11 protein-coding genes are annotated in these 20253 nt (G+C 58.5%); 1 reads left to right on the top strand and 10 read right to left on the bottom strand.

Translation table 11 applies throughout. From position 1 onward, the window contains the following. Window positions 1-113: 113 nt before the first annotated feature. The 10 genes from U1839_RS17795 to U1839_RS17750 all read right to left on the bottom strand — a co-directional run bounded on the left by U1839_RS17795 (window position 114) and on the right by U1839_RS17750 (window position 13231). Complete coding sequence (locus U1839_RS17795; RefSeq protein ID WP_332804930.1) at window positions 114-1319, bottom strand: polysaccharide biosynthesis/export family protein; 1206 nt, start codon at window positions 1317-1319, stop codon at window positions 114-116. Continuing rightward, the gene (locus tag U1839_RS17790) at window positions 1316-2599 is read right to left on the bottom strand and encodes a glycosyltransferase family 4 protein (RefSeq protein ID WP_332804929.1); all 1284 of its coding nucleotides are present in this window, start codon (window positions 2597-2599) and stop codon (window positions 1316-1318) included. Before U1839_RS17790 ends, U1839_RS17795 begins: the two co-directional genes overlap by 4 nt. A 30-nt stretch (window positions 2600-2629) precedes the next feature. After that, on the bottom strand, window positions 2630-4852 hold the full coding sequence (locus tag U1839_RS17785; RefSeq protein WP_332804928.1) for a glycosyltransferase family 4 protein: 2223 nt from the start codon (window positions 4850-4852) through the stop codon (window positions 2630-2632). A gap of 13 nt (window positions 4853-4865) precedes the next feature. Then, the gene (locus U1839_RS17780; RefSeq protein ID WP_332804927.1) at window positions 4866-5540 is read right to left on the bottom strand and encodes a class I SAM-dependent methyltransferase; all 675 of its coding nucleotides are present in this window, start codon (window positions 5538-5540) and stop codon (window positions 4866-4868) included. Beyond that, window positions 5518-7014 carry an ATP-binding cassette domain-containing protein gene (locus tag U1839_RS17775; RefSeq protein WP_332804926.1) on the bottom strand — a complete coding sequence of 499 codons (1497 nt, stop codon included), beginning with the start codon at window positions 7012-7014 and terminating at the stop codon, window positions 5518-5520. The genes U1839_RS17780 and U1839_RS17775 overlap by 23 nt, the downstream gene beginning before the upstream one ends. Then, a complete protein-coding gene (locus U1839_RS17770; protein WP_332804925.1) occupies window positions 7011-7814 on the bottom strand; it encodes an ABC transporter permease in 804 nt (267 codons plus the stop codon). The genes U1839_RS17775 and U1839_RS17770 overlap by 4 nt, the downstream gene beginning before the upstream one ends. Further along, complete coding sequence (locus tag U1839_RS17765) at window positions 7814-8965, bottom strand: KpsE/RkpR family capsule polysaccharide export protein (protein WP_332804924.1); 1152 nt, start codon at window positions 8963-8965, stop codon at window positions 7814-7816. Before U1839_RS17765 ends, U1839_RS17770 begins: the two co-directional genes overlap by 1 nt. A 420-nt stretch (window positions 8966-9385) precedes the next feature. After that, complete coding sequence (locus U1839_RS17760; protein ID WP_332804923.1) at window positions 9386-10750, bottom strand: HlyD family type I secretion periplasmic adaptor subunit; 1365 nt, start codon at window positions 10748-10750, stop codon at window positions 9386-9388. Next, window positions 10747-12477, bottom strand: a complete 1731-nt coding sequence (locus U1839_RS17755; protein WP_332804922.1) for a type I secretion system permease/ATPase — start codon at window positions 12475-12477, stop codon at window positions 10747-10749. The genes U1839_RS17760 and U1839_RS17755 overlap by 4 nt, the downstream gene beginning before the upstream one ends. A gap of 235 nt (window positions 12478-12712) precedes the next feature. Next, complete coding sequence (locus U1839_RS17750) at window positions 12713-13231, bottom strand: helix-turn-helix domain-containing protein (RefSeq protein WP_332804921.1); 519 nt, start codon at window positions 13229-13231, stop codon at window positions 12713-12715. A gap of 538 nt (window positions 13232-13769) precedes the next feature. On the opposite strand from U1839_RS17750, the gene U1839_RS17745 reads away from it, so the two are divergent. Continuing rightward, window positions 13770-20253: pre-peptidase C-terminal domain-containing protein (locus U1839_RS17745; protein ID WP_332804920.1), on the top strand; the 6484-nt coding region annotated here is incomplete at its 3' end.

The following is a 20253-nucleotide window of genomic DNA, read 5'->3' as shown; positions in this document are numbered from 1 at the left end:
CGTGTTCTTCTGAGCATCACCATTCCAGGGGTAGAGCCCGACTCCTTCATGCCGTTTGGTTGAGGTGACGGCAACGTGTCCGGGGCCAAGGCGACGTGCAGCTTGCGACGCTGCTAGGGGATATTCGTGACAATGCCGGCGACGGAGAAGGCCATCTGAGAGACCAAGCCGGCAAACTTCTGGAAATCGACGATGGGCGCGTTCGAGACGTAGACGATGTCCTTGTCACGCATTGGGAAGCTCTGCATCACGAAGAAAGTCGACGGATCGCTCATGTCGACGCGGTAGATCACCGGAACTTTGCCTTCCGGGGTCAGCGGGGCGCCAAGGCGAATTTCCGGGGGAAGGGCGGCAGGATCCTCAAACCGGAAAATGAAGACGCCTTTGATGTTGGCGCGGTTGTCCTGCAGCCCGCCGACCCGCGCGATCGCCTGGGCCAGTGAAATTCCGGTGCCTTCGAACGGCACCTCAGCATTCGATCCAAACGCGCCTAGTGCCTGGAAGCTGTAAGGTTGGAATAGTGCGGTGACGACATCGTTCGACATTAGCGGCACATTCTCCCGCGGATCGCGAATGATGGCGCCAAGCGGGCGGGTCACGACGGTGTTGTCGCGCGTAACCTGGATCAAAACCTTGTCGACCGGCTGGCGGACCCCTCCAGCTTCAGCCAGAGCATCAAGCAGGCGTTCGTTTCGTGTGGTCAGCGCGATATTGCGGCTGTTCACCACGTCACCGACAACGGTCACGCTTGCGCCCTGGTTACGCCCGATCCGGACCAGAACCTGTGCATCATGGGCCTTGCCCTGCAACCGGTCCTGGATTTCGCGGGCGACATCGTCCGGCGCGTGGCCGACTGCCCGGATGCGGCCGGCAAAAGGTATCGAAATCGCGCCGTCGGCATCGACCATCTGCGACGGGAAATTCGCGCCCTGCGCTACGCTCGGCGCAGCCGTTCCGGCCGAACTGCCCGCACCGCTCGAGAACAGCACTGCTGGCGGAGCCTCCCAGATCGAAATGTCCAGTACATCACCCGCGCCGATCAGACCATGGCGCTGCGCGACATTGCCGAGCCTGCTCGCGAAGGTGTCGCGACTTTCCGCAGCGACCACACTGCGCACGACCGCTTCGTTCAGCACAATCGCCCGAACTCGCCCGTTGCGCTGAGGAGCCTTCACGACCGCGCCGGTCGACGGCCCGGAAGCACCCATGCTCGTACATCCCGAAATTGTGATGGCGGATGCGGCTACGGCAATCGTAAGCCAATCGCGTGGCTCAGGGCGTCGGCGTGGAGAGAAGTTGGAAACGCGATCAAAGGTCATCGAATGGTCCCGTAAAATTCAGCCAATCTGGCTTGATATGCGGCCGAACTAAATTGTCTCGCCTGAACGAGCCCTTTTGACGCCATGTCAGCGCGTAGATCATCGTCGGCGTCAACCGCCCGAATCGCAGACAAGATCGACTGCACGTCGTAGGGGTCTACATATTGTGGAGCCGACCCACCAATTTCCTGAAGGCAGGAGATCTTGCTGGTTATGACCGGAGTCCCGAGTTCCATCGCTTCCAATACCGGTAGACCAAAGCCCTCGTACAAGGAAGGAAACAGCACGGCGCGTGCGCCGGCAATCAGCCGTGTCAGCGTCGCTCTCGGAAGGTAACCCAGCCACTTGACGCGCTTGCCGGTGTCGAGCGCGGCCATCGATTCTATGAGGGCCATGTCCTTCTTGCTGCCCCAACCCGGCGCTCCGACAACGACCAACGGTGCCTTTGTTCCGCTGCCCAAATAGGCTTCCAGCAAGCGCGCGACGTTCTTCTTGGGTTCGATGGCACCGAAAAACAGAAAATATCCCTTCGACGGAACACCCAGAATGCCTTCTGTGTAACACGCGATATCGGCGTCACTGACGCCTTCGATCATCTGTGCGGTGTCGCTGGCTTGATAGAGATTAGTGATGCGGCCAGATTCGACACCCAGCATTTCCATGATGTCGCGACGCGAACATTCCGAAACGGTCAGAATGTGATCGGCCTCGCGTACGATCCGTTGACACATTCTGTAGTAAGTCCGCTTCGTGTCGGCAGTTGTGTAAGGCAGTTTCAGCGGCACAAGATCGTGTAACGTGTAGACATTACGAGCCTTGGGCATGCGGACCGGCAAAGGGTAAGTCCAATGCGCAAGGTCTACCCCGAAATTTGCAATCGGCGTAAAGCGTCCCGTCGCCCGGAAGGCCATATCCGCGCTGACGAAGACGTTGGGCACGTTCCACAGGCGATTGGCTTCCCGAGGCAATCCGACGGGCATGACCACCTGCCCGGACATCGGCACTTCAAAGCCCCTGCGAGCCTTGAGGGTGCCGGCCAGTCCGCTAACCCCGTAATGGACGAGCGCAGGGACCGGCAGCTTGTTATGGCGGTCCCGCCCCGCGTCCATCAGTGCGACCTCGTTGAGTAACGGGTCCCTCGAATCGCCTGTCTTGTCCCCGAACAGCAAGCTGACGTCGTGCCCCAGCGTCGTAGCCGCCTGGGCAAGCGTGCGCCCGTAAGTCGCAATCCCGGTGCCATGCGGGCGAGCGAGATTGAAAGCGTCGATACTAAGCTTCATCGGAAGGCGCGCCTCTGGAGCAATGCTCGTTCATTTCGTGAGAAGCTTGGAGACGAACGCGGCATCTGCGCCTTTCTCCCCCAGCTCGAACAAGGCCTCAGCCGTTGGCCTGTCAACGCGAGCCGCCATGAGCAGGTGGAAGTTGAACTCTTCGGGGCGGTCGCACAAACGATAGAGACGCGCGATCTGCAGGTGAGCGTCCTGATCGTTCGGCTCTATCGCCAAAGCCTGCTGATATGCTTTTTCGCTTTCCTGGTATCGCCCTGCTTCCTTTAAGCAATTACCGAGCTGGACCAGATACGAGAAAGCGCCGGGATAGTAGTTGAGTCCTGCGGCGTAGGATCCCGCCGCATCATTCCACAGGCCGCGGTCCCGCATCTGATCGCCGCGGGCGAAATGCTTCCTCGCCAGGGCGGGGACCCCACCCAATGACGAACCAAACGGAGCCTTGAACCTGAACCACGGTAGCCTGAACAACGAGGCAGCGTCCTTGTCTCGAAGACCGGCGACGGCCTGACGCATGTTGCGGATCGTAACGCCTTTGAAAAGCAGGTTGCAGTTGCCGCGCCGTGAGACCTGAATCCGGAACTCCGCGATCGCGCCTTCCATGAGGACCGGAAAGAGCAATCGCGGCGGCGGACCGGTGCGGATCGACTTGACCGTGACCTTTCGCTTGGCGACCCGCCAGTTGTTCTCGATCAGGACATCGAGTTCAAGTTCAACGCTCTCATCGCCGTTCCTATCAGCCTCAAAGTCAAAATCCGCGGAGAAATACCCTCGCGCAAACTTCACATATGGGCCGTAAATCACATGCGATGGATTTTTGTTGGCTGCAGCTCCCGAAAAGGCGATCCCCTCATTCAGCAAGGTTCCGTCGCTGGTCACGAACTCGCGGTGAGACAAGGTGATGTAGTCACCCCCACCTTCGGTCGAGATCAATGTATCGACGCCGCGCGCGCGATTGAGCAAACTCTCGTAGGATTGAATATCGTATACAGTTACGAAGTTGTCGGAAATTTCTATCGGCTGATTAAATTGATCGTCTGTTTTAACAATATTATCCGCAATCTTTGAGCGAATTTTCATGGACCGGGCTTCGTTCGCGCTAATGTTGGGGAGGCTGCGCGTCCACGGCCCATGAATTCCTGCCATTCCCGCTTCGAGTTGATCGGAAATCACCTGCGATGTGTAGGTCTCGAGCAGGGATGCCTGGATCTCAAGAACTGCGTTGCGGGTTTCGTTGTCTGCCAAAAGGCGCGCGGCCGCGATCGCTTTTGCCAGGTCGAGCTCGTCGAGCGTGAAGGGATGAGCGTGCATCAATTCGCGCAACGCGGTTCGGCCCAGGCACATCACCGGCAGGCCGACCCGCATGGCCTCGAAGACCGGCATTCCAAAGCCCTCATGTTCGGAAAAACATACGAATAGGTCGGCTTCGCAGTATGCGCGGTAGAGTTCGTCCTCGCTGACTTCACCCATCAGCAACACCTCCAGCCCTTCTTTCTGCCCAAGAGCGGAAAGGTTGGATTTTAATGTGGTTGCGGGATCGTCCCGGCCCAGAAAGGTAACGGAAACTTTTTGATCGAGCGCTCTTTGCAGCGCCCCTGCGAACGTCACCACATGACGATGCCCCTTATGGGCCACCACGCGACTGACGAACAGTAGCCGGACTGGCCGGTCTTTGGTCGCACCGAACGAGTCAGACTCTTCTGCAGCAGCGGCTCTCGCATTGGCGTGTTCATGATCCAGAAACCGGCTGCCGGGATACACCACGGCAGCGCGGGCCGGGTTGGCGCCCAACGCCAACAACTGGTTCAATGTGAAATTGGAGTTCACCCAGAACCGCAGGTCGGGTTTCTCGATAAACTTCAGGATCGTCCGAAATCCGGCGACCGTTCGCTCCACTGATCGACGATGCGTTGCACCATAGAACCATGGGGGTGTGTTGTTATGCCACCGGACAACGAAATCACCGGTCGCTCTCAATAAAAGATCATCGAATTCGGGCCATCCGTCACAATAGTGGTAGATGACGGTAGCGTCAGTGGATTTTTGCAGATGCTGCCAAAAATCGGCAATCGGCTCAATCGGAATGCCTGCATGTAATTGCGAATCAAAACGTTCCGCAAAGATACGCACGCGCGGCTCGCCATGAATTTCACGCAATATCTTATATTCGAATACGGCATCATAGCCGATCGAATCACTTTTTTCAAAAAGCCCCTGGACGACAATGAAAACCTGCGGGACATCCATTGCTGCTCTGCTTTCAAGCGCCAATTCGCGTAAAAATCATTACGCGGTGCGAATAAGCAAAAATCTTTGAATGCTCCTCTTCGGAAAACCGCTTTGTGGCTTCTTCATCGAAACGAGCGCCAGTCTGGGCCGCGATGAATTCAACCCACCACGTGTAAGGCTGAAAGATGAGATGCGTCGGCTCATCGGGGTCGAACGTCTCTCCGTTTTCGTAAGTCGCGGGGACAATAAGAAGATCTCGTTTGGTCGCTTGCCAGAGGTTGTTGATGGCGAAACCCAGCCTTTCGGGAGCGATGTGTTCCACGACATCGTAGCTGTAAACGAGGTCGTATTGACGAGCTATCAGGTCTGTCGAAAGATCTGCCTGCTCGATGCGCGGCGTGTTGGCATGTTGCACGGCCCAATCCGAGATATCGATGCCGTGCGCATCGATACCCAACTCTGCCATGCGCTTGACGTCATGCCCGACGGCGCAGCCGCCATTCAGCGCGTTGAGCGGGCGAAAGAATTTGTAGAGACATTCCGCAAGCATGCGAGAAGGGCCGTAGGAAGCCTCGACGTATCCGCTATAATTACTCTTGGATCGGTTTCCCTCAAAATATTCTTTGTTGTAAACACTGCGAGTGTCACCTTGTTCAACTGCTGAATTCATTTTGCCCCACCGATTACTGAAGAGTGATGTCAGCATTGCTTGAGCTAATGGCTGATTTGGTTAATTCCCAATCGGAGAGAAGATCTCTTTCGAGAATTTCGCTGAGAATGTCGGATGATTTTCTAAGTTTGGGGCGCAGACGCTCTCGCGCCGGACCGCTCAGGTCCGTGAAAAAGATGGCCAAGATATAGTCCAGGCGTTGGTCGTGGTGTTCTTGCTTGATAGAGCCTTCAACCACATCCTCACGATTCGCGCCGATCACCCTGGCAGGCCGCAGCAGGCAACGTTCATCAAGCACCATGGATTGGGCAACTTGATCGAGCGAATCCTTTTCTCTCAGGAAGCTAAGGCATTCAGCGTCATCGATGACCGAACTGCCCCAGAAGATATAACTCAGAAGTTCAAGGTCGGGTTTACCGGGTATTTGCTGCGGCAGCAGCGTTCGAGCAAACGCCCGCAGCGGATAATCTTGGGGATCAAAGCCCTGATGTTCGATCACGAATGCCAGATGGATCGCTACATCCTGTGCCGGTTGTCCAAACGCTGCCGCGGTGCGATAGCAAATCTCCGCCCCCGCCAAGTCGCCTTGTTCCTTTTTAGCATGGCCGAGTACGAGCCAATAGCTACGTTCAAAAGGGTATACCGACAGTGCGGCAGCGTAGGAATCTTCAGCCGCTTTCCAATCGGTCTGGTCCCGTGTCCAGTCGGCCCTGGATGCAGCGAATCCGGCTTCGTTAACAAGCGCCCTGAAACGATCGTCAACACCTGCTTTCCGATATGAATATTCCAAAAGACGCAATCTGTTGCGGACGCTGTCCAGAAACGACGAGTCGGCAGCGATAAGAGAGCTATCCGCTATGCCGATCACTTCCTTGTATGCACCATATGCGACATCGAAATCGTCAAATTCTGTGAACTTACCCTTGTCGAGAATGGCCCAGCGACTGCAAAAATCGCGGATATAGCCAGGGTCGTGGGAAATGATCACCATCGCCCGATCTGACCGCTTCTCGAACAGCTCGAAGTTGCAGCGGTCGTGAAATCTGGCATCGCCGACGGCGGAGATTTCGTCGATCAGAAAGCAATCGAACTCGATGATCATCGAAATCGCAAAAGCCAATCGCGCCCTCATCCCCGACGAATAAGTGCGTACAGGTTCTCCAAGATATTGCCCCAGCTCGGAAAACTCCTCGACAAAAGCAATATTTCGTTCGAAATCCTGACCATAAATTCGGCTGATAAATCTGACATTGTCTCGACCGGTCAGAAAGGCTTGAAATGCGCCGCCAAATGCGAGCGGCCATGACACCGACATGTGCCTTTCGACCGTTCCCGAGGTAGGCCGCTCAGCGCCGCTGATTAAGCGCACCATTGTGGATTTTCCCGCGCCATTCCTGCCTAGAATGCCAAGGCGCTCACCTTTCGAAAGGTCGAAGCTGATCCCGCCAAGCACTAGCCGATCGCCGAAGCGCGTCGGGTAGACTTTCTTGACGTTGTTAAGCCGGATCATGCTGGAACCACTCTAGCGGCGAGCTTGCGCACCTCGAGCAGCGCTAAAGCGGTAAGAACCAGGCAAAATGGCAGAATATAGGAAAGGTCAAAATGAGCTCGCGCCCTTGACCCGAAATATCCTTCGCGCACCATTTCCACACCGTGAACGATGGGAATGTACAAAATAACATTCTGTGCTGCCTTGGGCAGCGCATCGACCATGAACGCAGCGCCAGACAGGGGAAACAGCAAGTAGGAGAAGGGGTGCCAGATTTTGTCCACCAACTCATTTTCATGACTCATCGCCCCGAGCCAGATTGCGAGCGCCGAACCGAACCATGCAATTATGAGCCAGCCTGCAGCCACCTCCAAGATATCTTCCGGCGGCTCGACCCAACCAATGGAGATGAAGACGAGGCTGAGGACGAAAAACGATATGGTCGCGCCGCCAAATTCTAGCATGAGTCGTGCCAGGAAAATGTCGAGCACCTTTATGTTGCGGTGATAGAGCAAAGACACATTGGCCAGCAGCGCACCGATGGATCGTCCCGGCATATTCCGCCAAAGGAGCACGCTTGAATAGCCGGTGAGGGCAAAGGCTACGATCGGCACGCCGCTGCCATGGACCATCTTGGTAGCCGTCCACAGCGCGGTGACCCCTAGGGTGAAGATCATCGGTTCGACGAACAGCCACAGGAAACCGATGTTATGCCGACCATAGCGGGTCAACGCCTCGCGCATGAACAGGGCGCCAATGACCCGACGCTGGACCCGAAGGCTGTCAAGCAGGCTAGGGTTCTCGTCGACCGGGAGGGCCATCAGTCGCGGTGCTCCCTGATCCCGGTCGTCAGCGTCACCAGCACGCCCCAGGCGAGCATGGACAGGACCAGCGTGGCCAGGATGCTCCGGAATTTGCGGGGTTCGAGCGGGTAGTCTGGCAAGTTCGGTTCGGCGATCCGTTCGACGTAGATCTGCTTGCGGCTGGCGTCGTTTTCCGCCTCCTGTAGCGCCGCGAGCGCGATTGCCAGTTGCTTGCCGGCAAAATCGGCATCGAACTGCAATTGCTGGTATCGCGTCGCTGCCGCCGAAAGCGACTTTGGTGCGCCGGCGACGTTGCCAGACTGTCGTGCGATTTCACGTTCCAGGACGCGAATTCTGGTGCGAGACGCCGGAATCTGCGGATTGCGCGGCGTATAGGCCTCAAGCTGCGCAAGCTGCGTCCGTTCGGCCAGCAATGCATCCTGCACCTTGGAAATCATTTGCAGATTGATCGAAGCCTGCTTTTCGGGGTCGATGATCCCGCTCGAATTGCGGAACTGGCCCAGGGCTACTATCGCGTTACGGGCCTTGCTGCGCGCATCCTCCACGCGGACCTGTGCGCTCCGGATCGCGTCGGTTCGCCCCCGCTCGCTGAGCCGGTTGATCAGCCGTTCCGAATGCTCGAGCAGCCGTTCGTTCAGCGCCCGCGCATCTTCAGGGGAATAGGCCCTGACCTGTAGCGTGGTGATCTGGGAGGAGGAATCGAACGAGATGTCCACCTTGTCGCCGAAGTATCGGTATAGATGTTCGGTGGTCCGGCCGCGGAACGGGCTGTCGAATCGATCGAGCATGGAAATGCCGGGCTCGCTGTAGACGCGGCGAACCATGTCGTCCTTGTTGCTGTCGGAAAGAGCGTTGCGCGAGCGGACATAGTCGACCACAGCATAGCTGTCATCGTTAGCGCTGGCGAACCCGCCGCCGCTTAGAATCGTGCCGAGCGGAGACGTGCTCGACTTGCCTGGCGCGCGCACCACAAACCGCGTTTCCGAGATATAGACGTCGGACGCAAGCAAACAGAAATAGACAATCGCCACCAGTGTGGGAAACGCAACGACAGCAATGAACAGCCCGATCCCTCGGGTTTTCAGAAAGTTCGGCACCGCTATCTCGCCGAGAAAGCGACGAAAAGGATGTTGCACTGACAGAATCATTTTTCAAAGAGCCAACCACGTAGCCAATACCAAACTTACCATCGCGGTCACCGAAGCCGAAGGACCGGTGACATCAGATCGAACGAACACGCCGAGAGGCTCCGCAGCGAGGAGAGACCGGAGCACGCGCAAATGATCGAGCTATTGCTATTCCACTTTATCCGCTGAAACCGGCCGAAGCGGCCTGCCTGCAGCGCAAGCCATGGCCGTCGCTATCGCAGATATTCCCTGCATATCAAGGTGAAATTCCCCGCCCGGCGTCGCTTGACCGCATGTTGGCGGCGGTCTAACAGCCGCAACTTGGATCTTGGCAGCGCGACTTCGAGGAGGCTCTTTGGCGGTGTGCCAAACTGCCTGAGTTCTCGAGATTCATGTCGTGATTTGTCGCCTATCAATGGCGCAGGCATTTCATTCTCGAAATCAGTGCTCTCGAAACGATGCCCAAAAGCTACCCATTAGCGGTTCCAGCGCATAATCGAGCGCGGTCCTCTTCTTTAGTGGGACGAGCACCTGTACAGGCATTCCGGCGCGGAGCAGGAAGTTGCTACCGCGGATCTGTCGAATAAGCCGGATCTGACTTCCGGGGACCACGATCTCGCATGTAAAGTAACTCTGGCCGGACTTCTCATCGGTGAAGCTGTCGGCGGACAGCCTGGTCAAATGCCCTTCCAGATTAGGCAGGGTGCGTTCATGCAAACCCGTGAATTTTACCAAAGTTCGCTGTCCGATCGCCAGATCGTCGGCGTCGTCGGGTGCAATCCGCGCCTGAATCAGCAATTGCGAGCGTTCTGGCACGATGTCCATCAGCTTCTGCCCTGGCGCGATGACGCCGCCTGGCGTAAAGATCGACAGACCCACCACCGCCCCGGTTGCCGGCGCTCGGATCGCGGTGCGGGCGAGTTGGTCGCGTGCGGCAGCCCATTTCGGCAATATCTCGCCGAGACTATTCTCCACTTCGCGCAAGTCGGAGGCAGTGCGTTCGCGGAAGGTGCGCTCGGCTTCGAGCACCTGGATTTCGCTCTCGCGCGCCGCCCCTCGCGTTTGCGCCACGCTGGCGGAATATTGGCCGCGCTGCCCCTCAATCTCGGCGCGCAGACGTTCCAACTCGCGCATTCTGGTCTGTGATACGAAACCCTTGTCGGCGACAGGTTTCAACGCGGCGATCTGCTCGTCGATCAGGCGCAACTGTTCCCTGGCCGAAATCGCCTGTTCGCCGTAGCCGCGCCCTTGTTCTCCGGCCTGCAACACGCGCTGGCCGAGCGCGCTGCGCTGCGCCGAGAGGACCGCAGCGCGCGCGGCGAGTTCAGTCGTTTGCAGGCGCATTGCGATCGCCGCGTTCGTCTTGTCTTCGGGTGACAACGCCGTGAACTCAGGTGGCGTGGCGATATGCGATTGATCGAGTTGTTCGGCCTGGAGACGCGCGCGTTGCGCGAGCAGTCGAATAGCCTGTGAGGCAAGCGCACGTTCCTGAGCCCCGACTTCCGCGGCGGCGAGCTGCACCAGCAACTGCCCGCGCACGACGCGCTGGCCCTCATGCACATAGAGTTGGCCGACCACCCCGCCCTCACGGTGTTGCACCGCCTGGCGCTGGCCGGAGACGACCAGGGTGCCCGGCGCGTAGGCAGCCGCGTCGAGCCGGGCAAAGCCGGCCCAGCCGAGAAAGCCAACAAAGAAGATCGCGGCGATCACGAGGCCAGCACGAATTTCCGTTGAAGGATCGGCAACGCGACGGTCATCGTCGGCGATGATCGTCGGTTTGCCGAACGGGAGCGACATGTCGGTCATGCGTTGGCCATCGGGGCGCGAGGCGCGACACGCCGCGCATTTTGTGGAGAAAGCTTGAGCAATACCTCGTCGCGCGGTCCGAACATTTCGGGTCTTCCTTCCCGCAGGACGAGTATCTTGTCTACGATCGGCAAAATGCCCGGCTTGTGCGAGACGATCGCGATCGTCTTTCCCTCACGTTTGAGCGCGGCGAGCGCGGTCAGAAGCGCCGCGTCTCCGTCCGAATCGAGATGAGCATCGGGCTCGTCGAGGACCAGCAAACTGGGGTTGCGGAACACCGCCCGCGCGAGCGCGATCCGCTGCGCCTGGCCGGCCGACACGCCGCGTCCCCCCAGCTTCAACATGTGATCATAGCCGTTGGACAATTTGCGGATGATCGCATCCGCGCCAACCTTTTCCGCGGCCACGACGATCGCCCGGTCGAGCCCGGCGCGGTCGGTCTCCATTTCGCCAGAGAAGCGGGCGATATTTTCGGCGACCGTGCCGGCGAAAAGGACCGCATCCTGCGGGACATAGCCGATGTGCTGGGCGAGTCGCTCCGGATCCCAGTCTTTGGTGTCGGACCCGTCGAGCCGTATCGTGCCCCGGTCGGGCATCAGCGCCCCGGCAACGCTGCGGACGAGGGTCGACTTGCCGGCCCCGCTTGGCCCGATGATCGCGACGACTTCACCGGGCGCTACCGAAAACGAAACGCCGTTGACCAGCGCCCCATCCTTGGCATCGTTTAGCACGGTGACGCCCTCGAGCGATAATGCGCCGCGCGGCGCGGGCAATTGGGTCTCCAGGGCATGGGCCGGTGCCGAGGCCAGCAGCGCATTGAGGCTGATATAGCCTTGCCGCGTCTGAACCAGCGGCTTCCATGATCCGATCAGTTGTTCGATCGGCGAAAGCGCGCGTGCGATCAGGAAGGACGATGCGAAGATCGCCCCGGCCGAGATCAGGCCGTCCACCGCCAGCAGCGCGCCGAGGCCGAGGGCGAGCGACTGGAGTGCGAGGCGGACGAACTTCGTGAAGGTCAGATAGCCGCCGGCGGCGAAATTGGCCTCGGTCTGCGCATGAATCATCGCGACGCGTTGATGCATCTGGCGCGCGACCATTGCGCGGCGCATGCCCAGCGCGCGGACGACGTCCGCCGATCCGAGCAGGACCTCCTGGTTGGAATAGGACAGGCTGGCGATCGCCTGCGCCCGATCGAGGCGTTTGCGTGTCGCGCTTTCATTGGCCCAGGCGATCAGGGGCAGGATCGTACAGCCGACGATCGCGATCGCGCCGACCCAGGGATGGACGAGGAAGCAGACGAGAATATAGATTGGAATCCACGGAGCATCGAACGCGGCGATGATGCTTGGCCCGGTCAGCGTCGCCCGCATCAGATCGAACTCGCGCAGCGCCTGGCGCGCGGCGGGCAGGTCGGGCCGGCCGATCGTGGCGTCGAGGATCAGCGGCGCCAGCGCGGCGTGGAGCTGTACTCCGGCGCGGACCAGCAGCCGGGAGCGGACCCGGTCAAGCAACGACAGGGTCGCCAGCGCGAAGATCAGGACGAGGGTGAGGAACAGCAGCGTCTGCAGACCCTGGGTCGGCACGACGCGGTCATAGACCTGCAGCATGTAAAGGGTTGGCACGATATAGAGGAGGTTGATCAGCGCGCTGAAACCGACCGCTGCGACAAAATGCCGCCGGCAACGCGTCAAGGCGTCGCGGAGCGCATCAGTCGTCCGGACGTTCATCAAATCACAGCCCCAATGCGATCACTCGCTTTACAACCTGAAGGTGCGAAGCAGATCGGCCAAGCGCTCATATCGCATCTTGCGTAAGAATGAAGGCTCGAAATGGATCGGCGGGCGGCGATGCTGGCACAGGCAAGTGGTTCAGGAATCCAGTAATTCGCCTGGGCGTTGAGCGCGTGTGCCGCGCCGCGCCTTGCCCGAGCGGTGGGCGACAGGCAATCGTGCGCGGGGGAAGTCACGGCGCGGCCAGCCGTCGCGCGACTTCGGTCTCGACGGCGGTGGTGAAGCGGACCGCGTTTTCGGCTGCCTGTCGCTCGTTTTCTCGCGCGACCTGCTGGCGGCGTTCGGCGACGATCTTGGCGATGTCGATCTCGGGCTGCTCGGGGAGGCGCGCCCAGGGTTTGGGCCGGCGGATGGCGAACCAGTGGAGTGCGGCGCGGACATCCGCGGGCACGTGCACGGTGTGGAACATCACAACCGGACCACCGCCCTTGGGCGTGACGATCTTCTCCGCGACATAATCGTAACCGACCGCACGCTGGTAAAGCGCGCGCTCGACACGGTCGTCGGCGGCATCCGTGCCGACGCGGACGGCAGCGCTGAAATCGTCGTGCAGCAGACACCAGCGATAGAAGGTGCGCACCGAGATACCGAGAATGTCGGCGACCTCGATATCGGTCGCGCCGTTGCGGCAGAGCCGCCGCGCGGTGTCGGCGCATTCGGGCTTGTAGGGGGTGGGGTGTCCGGCTGGCATGGCGGCGGGGGATAATGGGTGCGTACGGGATGTTGAATCACGCTGTGGGGGAGGGATTTGGCCAAATTGTTCAGGCCAACGATGATTTCACGCGAGCGCGTTTACGCGCTGCTGCCAGTACCCAGCACTGGCGTTGGACAATTATGTCAGAGGTTCCTGGAGGGTGCGCTTGGCACCCGGCTTGCCACTGTCTTTCCATAACTTACTTTGTGAAATATTTTCCAAATGTCATTTACTTACAATTGGTTAAATCGCATGTTTATAGATGAATAGGGATTCGCTGCTTGAGTCCAGGTGATCCGCAGGCAAGTCGGTCTCGAGGGTCCAGCCGTGTGTCGGCTCATTTCCGTTCTTTCACAATTTGACAGCCCGGATCGCCTGGCCTGGCTGTCATTGGGTTTGCGATAGCATTTTCCTCTGAAGTGATGGCTGAAGCCATGCTGAGAAACGGAAGCCTGTTCGCGACGGCGAATCTGATATAATTAATACGGCCTAAACTAACGAATCAAAGTTGGTTTTTTTGAAGGGTGGTGGTTCAATGCGCCGCTATTTCGGTAATTCCGCTGCAATCTGGTCGTTTGGACTTGCGGGTCGGCCGCTGCGAATCGACGAATCGGTCCATTATCAGCCGATCGTGCGCTCCCTTGGGATCGAAAGTACGCGCTACTTGCTGAGTTCGCTGAGTGAAACTGCGATTGAGACAGGCGATCGGGTCGTGTCGGGCACCAGTCCCGTATTCGACCCGATACTGACAGCGTTGGCAAATCATGTACCGACCGCAACGGGACATAATCAGACTGCGGCGCCGGGCACGGTGATTCCGCTATCGACGCTCTTCACCTATTCGGACGCCGATGGATCGTCGGACATCGTCAGCTTCGACGTCCGCGACCAGACCAGCGGCGGAGGGCACCTCCAGCACAACGGTTCGGCATGGCCCGATGGTCAACTCACGCCGGACCAGCCGATCGGCCAGATCAGCCAATGGAGCTATGTCGTGGGGTCGAGCGGATCGGTCGATATGATCGGGTTCAATGTTACCGACAAGGCTGGCGCGTTCAATCCGACCGTCACCGCTACGGTGAGTGCAACCGTAAACCATGCGCCGACCGCGACCGGGCAAAACCAGACCGCAGCGCCGGGCACGGTGATTCCGCTATCGACGCTCTTCACCTATGCGGATGCCGATGGCTTGTCGGATATCGTCAGCTTCGACGTACGCGACCAGACCGTTGGGGGAGGGCACCTCCAGCACAACGGCTCGGCGTGGCCCGACGGACAACTCACGCCCGACCAACCGATCGGCGAGATCAGCCAATGGAGCTATGTGGTTGGGTCGAGCGGATCAGTCGATACGATAGGGTTCAATGTTACCGACAAGGCGGGCGCGTTCAATGCGACCGTCACGGCGACGGTGAGCGCAACGGTAAACCACGCGCCGACCGCAACGGGGCATAATCAGACCGCAGCGCCGGGCACGGTGATTCCGCTATCGACGCTCTTCACCTATTCGGATGTCGATGGATCGTCGGACATCGTCAGCTTCGACGTACGCGACCAGACCAATGGGGGAGGGCACCTCCAGCACAACGGTTCGGCCTGGCCCGACGGGCAACTCACGCCCGACCAGCCGATCGGCGAGATCAGCCAGTGGAGCTATGTTGTCGGATCGAACGGATCGATCGACACAATCGGGTTCAACGTCACCGATAAGGCCGGCGCGTTCAATTCGACCGTGACAGCGACAGTGAGCGCGACGCAAGCCGCCAATCAGCCACCGGTCGTGTCGGGCAGCAATCACAGTTACTCGATCAATCAGCAGCATGCGGTTACCGAGTTGTTCAGCGCCAGCGATCCGGATGGTTCGGTGGCAACCTATAATTTTTACGACAGCACGCCGGGTGCTGGATATTTCACCTACGACGGCGCTCATATCTCGGGGACGTCGATTTCGGTTTCGGCGGCCAATCTGAGCCGGGTGGGATATTTCACTGGCACCAGTGCGGGCACCAACGACATCGCCTGCGACGTGGTCGATAACCAGGGCGCTACCAGCGCCACCAAAACCATCACGGTTACGGTCACGGCTTCAAATTCGCCGTCCGACGACTATCCCGGAGACGCATCGACAACAGGGATTGTAAGCGTCGGTAGCGCTACAACTGGTACGATAGGGACGACCGGTGACACAGACTGGTTCAAGGTTACGCTCGTGGCGGGGCACAGCTACCGTTTTGATTTGCAGGCTCACGACAGCGGTCAGGGAACGCTGCCCGATCCGTTCCTGCGGTTGCGCGATAGCTTCGGCACCTCGATCACTTTCGATGACGACAATGGCAATGGTCTCGACAGTCAGATCGACTACACAGCCACGGCAAGCGGCACCTATTTTCTGTCGGCCGGATCTTCCACGGTCACTGGCATCGGCACCTACCGGCTTGCCGCTGCGGACATAACGCCGGCCTCAACAACAGACACGATCAGAGGCGACGTCAGTACAACCGCCGCACTTGTGGTGGGGCAAACCATATCGAGCACCATCGACAACGCCGATCTTTCCGGCGATCCTTATGACGGGGACTATTTCCGTGTCTCGCTCACCGCAGGCCATAGTTACCATTTTTCCGCGACGGCAAATGTCAGTAGCGTCGATACTCTGGACACCGTCCGAATCCGCCTGCGGGACTCTGCGGGCAATATTCAGACGCCCGATCCGACCGCAACGGGAGCCACGCCCAGCTTCGACTTCACACCGGCATTGTCGGGAATTTACTTTCTCGCAATCAGTGCCAGCGGCGGCGCGGCTCCGCAGGACAAGGTGGGGGGTTATCAAGTTAGTCTCGCGGACAGTACGTCGGTCGGCGACGACTTTGCCGATGAAGCAAGTGATTCAACCGCGCCAATCGGAGCCATCAGCGTAGGCGGATCACGAACCGGGGCCATCGGCCCTGCTGACGCGAATGATACTTCGGGTGATAAGGACGTCTTTCAGGTTTCCCTCGTACAGGGGCAGGCTTACGAATTCCGGATGACGTGTTCGACGTTGCCCGCCGGCGTTTTCACGATTCGCAGCGGCCAGAATTTCGATGACGTCCTGACGACCAGTTCCGTTGGTTTCGATGTTGCAAAGACGATCGTCGCCGATGTGACGGGGGCGTATTACTTCCGCGTTGGTAGCGGAGGCTCGGCAACCGACCAAGGTGGCTATTCCGTTACGGTGAAAAATGTCACCGACACGACCGTCGCCGATGATTTTAAGGACGATCCAAACGACACGGGCTCATTCGGCATTCTGAATCCAAATAGTTTCGGAAAAGGCGTGGTCGAAGTGGCCGGCGACAAGGACGTGTTCACGACTTCCGTCGTTGCCGGACATCGCTATCAATTCGTGCTGACGGGCGAGGCGCAAGGGAGCGCTGGGGCGCTTTCCAGTGGTTATTTGACGGTACGCGGACCGGGGTTCAACCATATCACTGGCGAGGGTGGATCAAGCCAAGTTACGTCATACTACTATGACGCCGATTTTACGGGTACTGCTTATGTCCGCGTCGGATCGGGGGGCGATGGCGCGCGTACTGGGGGGTATCGCCTGAGTGTCAGCACTCAGGCGACACCACCACCAATTACACTGCCTCCATCGACCGACACACCACTTAATCAAGCTGCTAAATTCATAAATGATACTGTCTCGCTCGTCCCCGCGCAGTTGATCAAGGCATTGTTGAGTGATGATTTCTGGTACGGTTTAAAATTAACTCTTGGAAAACTGAATCACCAAGAAGTTATTACATTTGCTCACAATATTTCTGACAACGCCAAAAAAATATTTGGACCCATTGGGATTGTGATTGATTGGGCGCCAGCTATAAATCATGTCATTCTGGCTGGAGATAATAACGCTGCAGAGCAACTAGCGGTAGAAATCGTTGATAATTTTAGTGCGTGGGCGTTCGAGTATGTCGGCAAGATTGGCGGTGCGCTCGGAGGCTTCGTTTTGGGTGGACCAATCGGCGGCGTTATCGGAACCTTGGCCCTACCAGTTGCCTCTCGTTTTATTTATGAACATTTTCTTCAAGATAATGTTAGAAGCGAAGTTGATTTTTTGTGGGATGGTGTTGAAGATCTGACAAAGTACAATGAAAATCAAATTAGTAGGGATTTAAATATTACAGAAATGGCAAGCGCCAGAAATTATGTTGTATCATTTGATAGTGACTATTATCTTAGTCAACATGGCGATGCCAGGCAGGCGATAATGAGCGGAGCCGTAGGTAGTGCCTATGATCATTTTATTATGATCGGGATTGACCTAGGCTATCAACCAAACGCCGGACAAACATTAGCGCGGCCCGATCTTGCCTTTACCGTACTCAACAATGATCCTGCCGTGTTGGGAAATTCTGCGCTGTTTACGGCGCCGTTCGGTCAACTTTCGGCTGATGGCGTCGGGGCCGTAGAACACGCGGTCGCCGCTGCCGCGATTGCAGCATCAGGCGCCGCGCACGGGACGCAATTGGATGCCGCATTGTCAGCGATAGCATATCGAAAGGCGCTTGACGTCGTTGCCAACGGAGCAGGTCGCGCGGTTAACGAAGCGATTGGCAAAACGGAGGGAGAATGGGCCACGCGATGGTCCGATGGCAGCGCCTTTGAGCAGCATTTCGCCGGCGAACTGGATTCGATTGTCGGAGAGGGTGCCCCTGTGGGGCGCTATAAGATGTTTGTCATAGCCTCGAACAGCACTGATCCCGCTTCTGTCTTGGCTGCACTGGCTATCCAGAACGGTTGGACTACAGTTGGTTCCAACGACACGATGGGCATTGCCGAGTATGGGGGCATCTGGGTCGTTCTGTTGGCCGACCGCATCGATAGTTACGCGGTGCAGACGCCGGGTAGCGACACGTTGAAGAACATCAGCGAATACGGAAGTAGCGATGCCGACACACTCTTCGCCGGCTCGCGCATTGGCCATCTGTTTGGATTGGACGGTGCCGACACCTTGCGAGGAGGGCCAGGAGACGACAGCCTTGATGGCGGTGCCGGGAGCGACACGGCAGACTATCGCGATGACACGGCAGGTGTCATCGCCAATTTGGACACCCGATCAGCGACCGGTTCAAATGTCGGCACAGACGTGCTGACGAGCATCGAGAACCTAATCGGCGGCTCGGGTGCCGACACATTGACCGGCGACAATAGCGACAATGTTTTAACCGGGGGAGCTGGAAACGATGTCCTGCGGGGCGATGTTGCGAAGCAACCCCTGGCACGCGTCTCAGTCGCGACTGACGGTTCCCAGGCGAACGGCGGCAGCCCGAACCACCTCAACACCGGAGCAGGCGCCTCGATCAGCGCCGATGGGCGCTACATCGCCTTTGTTAGCTCCGCCACGAATCTGGTGGCGGGCGACACGAACGACGTGAACGACGTGTTCGTGTACGATCGCGTCACACACACAACGGTACGTGTCTCGGTGGCAAGCGATGGCGCGCAAGAGAATGGATTCTCGGGCTTCGGCGCCGACCATCCTTCGATCAGCGGCGACGGGCGCTATATCGCATTTTCCAGCGCAGCCACCAACCTCGTGGCCGGCGACGCCAACGGGTCTACGAACGATATTTACGTCTATGATCGGACGGCTCAGGCAATCCAGCGTGTGTCCATCAACTCGGACGGTGTCCAGGGAAACAATTACAGCAACGATCCATCGATAAGCGCCGACGGCCAGTCGGTCGCGTTCCGCAGCGGTTCGACCAATCTTGTGTCGGGCGACACAAACGGCTTCGACGACATCTTCGTGTTCAACCGCGCGACGGGCGCCACGCAACGTGTGTCGATCGCAAGCGACGGCACGCAAGCGAATGGCAGTAGCTATCAACCGGTTCTGAGCGCCGACGGACGCTATGTCGTTTTCTGGAGCGAGGCATCCAATCTCGTCGCCGGCGATACCAACGGCGCGCGCGATGTTTTTGTCTTTGATCGGAACACCTCGACGATCGAACGGGTGTCGATCGCAAGCGGCGGCGCGCAATCCAACAGCGGAAGCGAATCCGTTACGATCAGTGGCGACGGACGATTTGTCGCATATTCGAGCGCAGCGACGAACCTGATCCCCGGTGAGGTCAACTCGCAGCAGAATATCTATGTCTATGACCGCGTCACCCATGTGACCGAGCGGGCATCCGTCGCGCTTGGCGGCGGGTCGGCAAATTCTTTCAGTTCCAATCCTTCATTGAGTTTCGACGGGCGATATCTCGCCTTCAACAGCCTTGCATCCAATCTCGTAGCGGGTGACACTAACGGCATTGCAGACGTGTTCGTTTACGATCGCGTCACGCACATGACGAAACTCGTTTCAGCTTCCGACAGTGGAACGCAAGGGAATGGCTCGCTTTTCTACAGTTCGGAGCTGCCCTCGATCAGTGCCGATGGCCGATTTGTCGCCTTTGACGGCGACGCGTTCACGCTCGTACCGGCGGATACCAATGGCACCTACGATATCTTTGTCGCCGACATGGCTACCGGCCAGGGTGGGAATGACGTTCTGGACGGTGGGGCGGGCAACGACACGCTGGTAGGTGGCGTTGGTATTGATACAGCGGTGTTCAGCGGCAACCGGGCGGATTACAGCGTTGTGTCGAACGGGGCGGGTCTGCTGACCGTGACCGATCTGCGCGGTGGTTCTCCTGATGGTACGGACACGATATCGGGTGTGGAGCGTTTGCGCTTTGCCGACGTCACGCTGCGTCTGCCGACGGGTACGGATTTCAACGGCGATATTGTGGGCGACGTGTTGTTCCGCTCGAGTGGCGGCGGATATGCGTCGTGGCAGTTGTCGAGCACAGCGATCTCGGGCGGCGGCAATATCGGCAACCCGGGTGGTTCGTACCGCTATGTTGTCTCGAGTGATTTCAACGGCGACGGGGCGAGCGACCTGCTGTTTCGAGGCCGCGACGGCACGCTGGCATCGTGGCAGATGTCGGGCACATCGATCGTCAGCGGCGGCACTATCGGCAATCCGG

The organism is Parasphingomonas halimpatiens (genome assembly GCF_036663795.1).
GTDB lineage: Bacteria > Pseudomonadota > Alphaproteobacteria > Sphingomonadales > Sphingomonadaceae > Sphingomonas.
Note: the sequence above shows the minus strand (reverse complement) of the source record. Positions and strands in the feature narration are given on the sequence as shown.

Bases quoted from the DNA above. Each gene is read 5' to 3' on its own strand.
- U1839_RS17760 (WP_332804923.1), bottom strand. From the start codon at position 10,750: ATGACCGACATGTCGCTCCCGTTCGGCAAACCGACGATCATCGCCGAC.
- U1839_RS17785 (WP_332804928.1), bottom strand. From the start codon at position 4,852: ATGGATGTCCCGCAGGTTTTCATTGTCGTCCAGGGGCTTTTTGAAAAA.
- U1839_RS17770 (WP_332804925.1), bottom strand. From the start codon at position 7,814: ATGGCCCTCCCGGTCGACGAGAACCCTAGCCTGCTTGACAGCCTTCGG.
- U1839_RS17755 (WP_332804922.1), bottom strand. From the start codon at position 12,477: ATGAACGTCCGGACGACTGATGCGCTCCGCGACGCCTTGACGCGTTGC.
- U1839_RS17795 (WP_332804930.1), bottom strand. From the start codon at position 1,319: ATGACCTTTGATCGCGTTTCCAACTTCTCTCCACGCCGACGCCCTGAG.
- U1839_RS17790 (WP_332804929.1), bottom strand. From the start codon at position 2,599: ATGAAGCTTAGTATCGACGCTTTCAATCTCGCTCGCCCGCATGGCACC.
- U1839_RS17780 (WP_332804927.1), bottom strand. From the start codon at position 5,540: ATGCTGACATCACTCTTCAGTAATCGGTGGGGCAAAATGAATTCAGCA.
- U1839_RS17750 (WP_332804921.1), bottom strand. From the start codon at position 13,231: ATGCCAGCCGGACACCCCACCCCCTACAAGCCCGAATGCGCCGACACC.
- U1839_RS17765 (WP_332804924.1), bottom strand. From the start codon at position 8,965: ATGATTCTGTCAGTGCAACATCCTTTTCGTCGCTTTCTCGGCGAGATA.
- U1839_RS17775 (WP_332804926.1), bottom strand. From the start codon at position 7,014: ATGATCCGGCTTAACAACGTCAAGAAAGTCTACCCGACGCGCTTCGGC.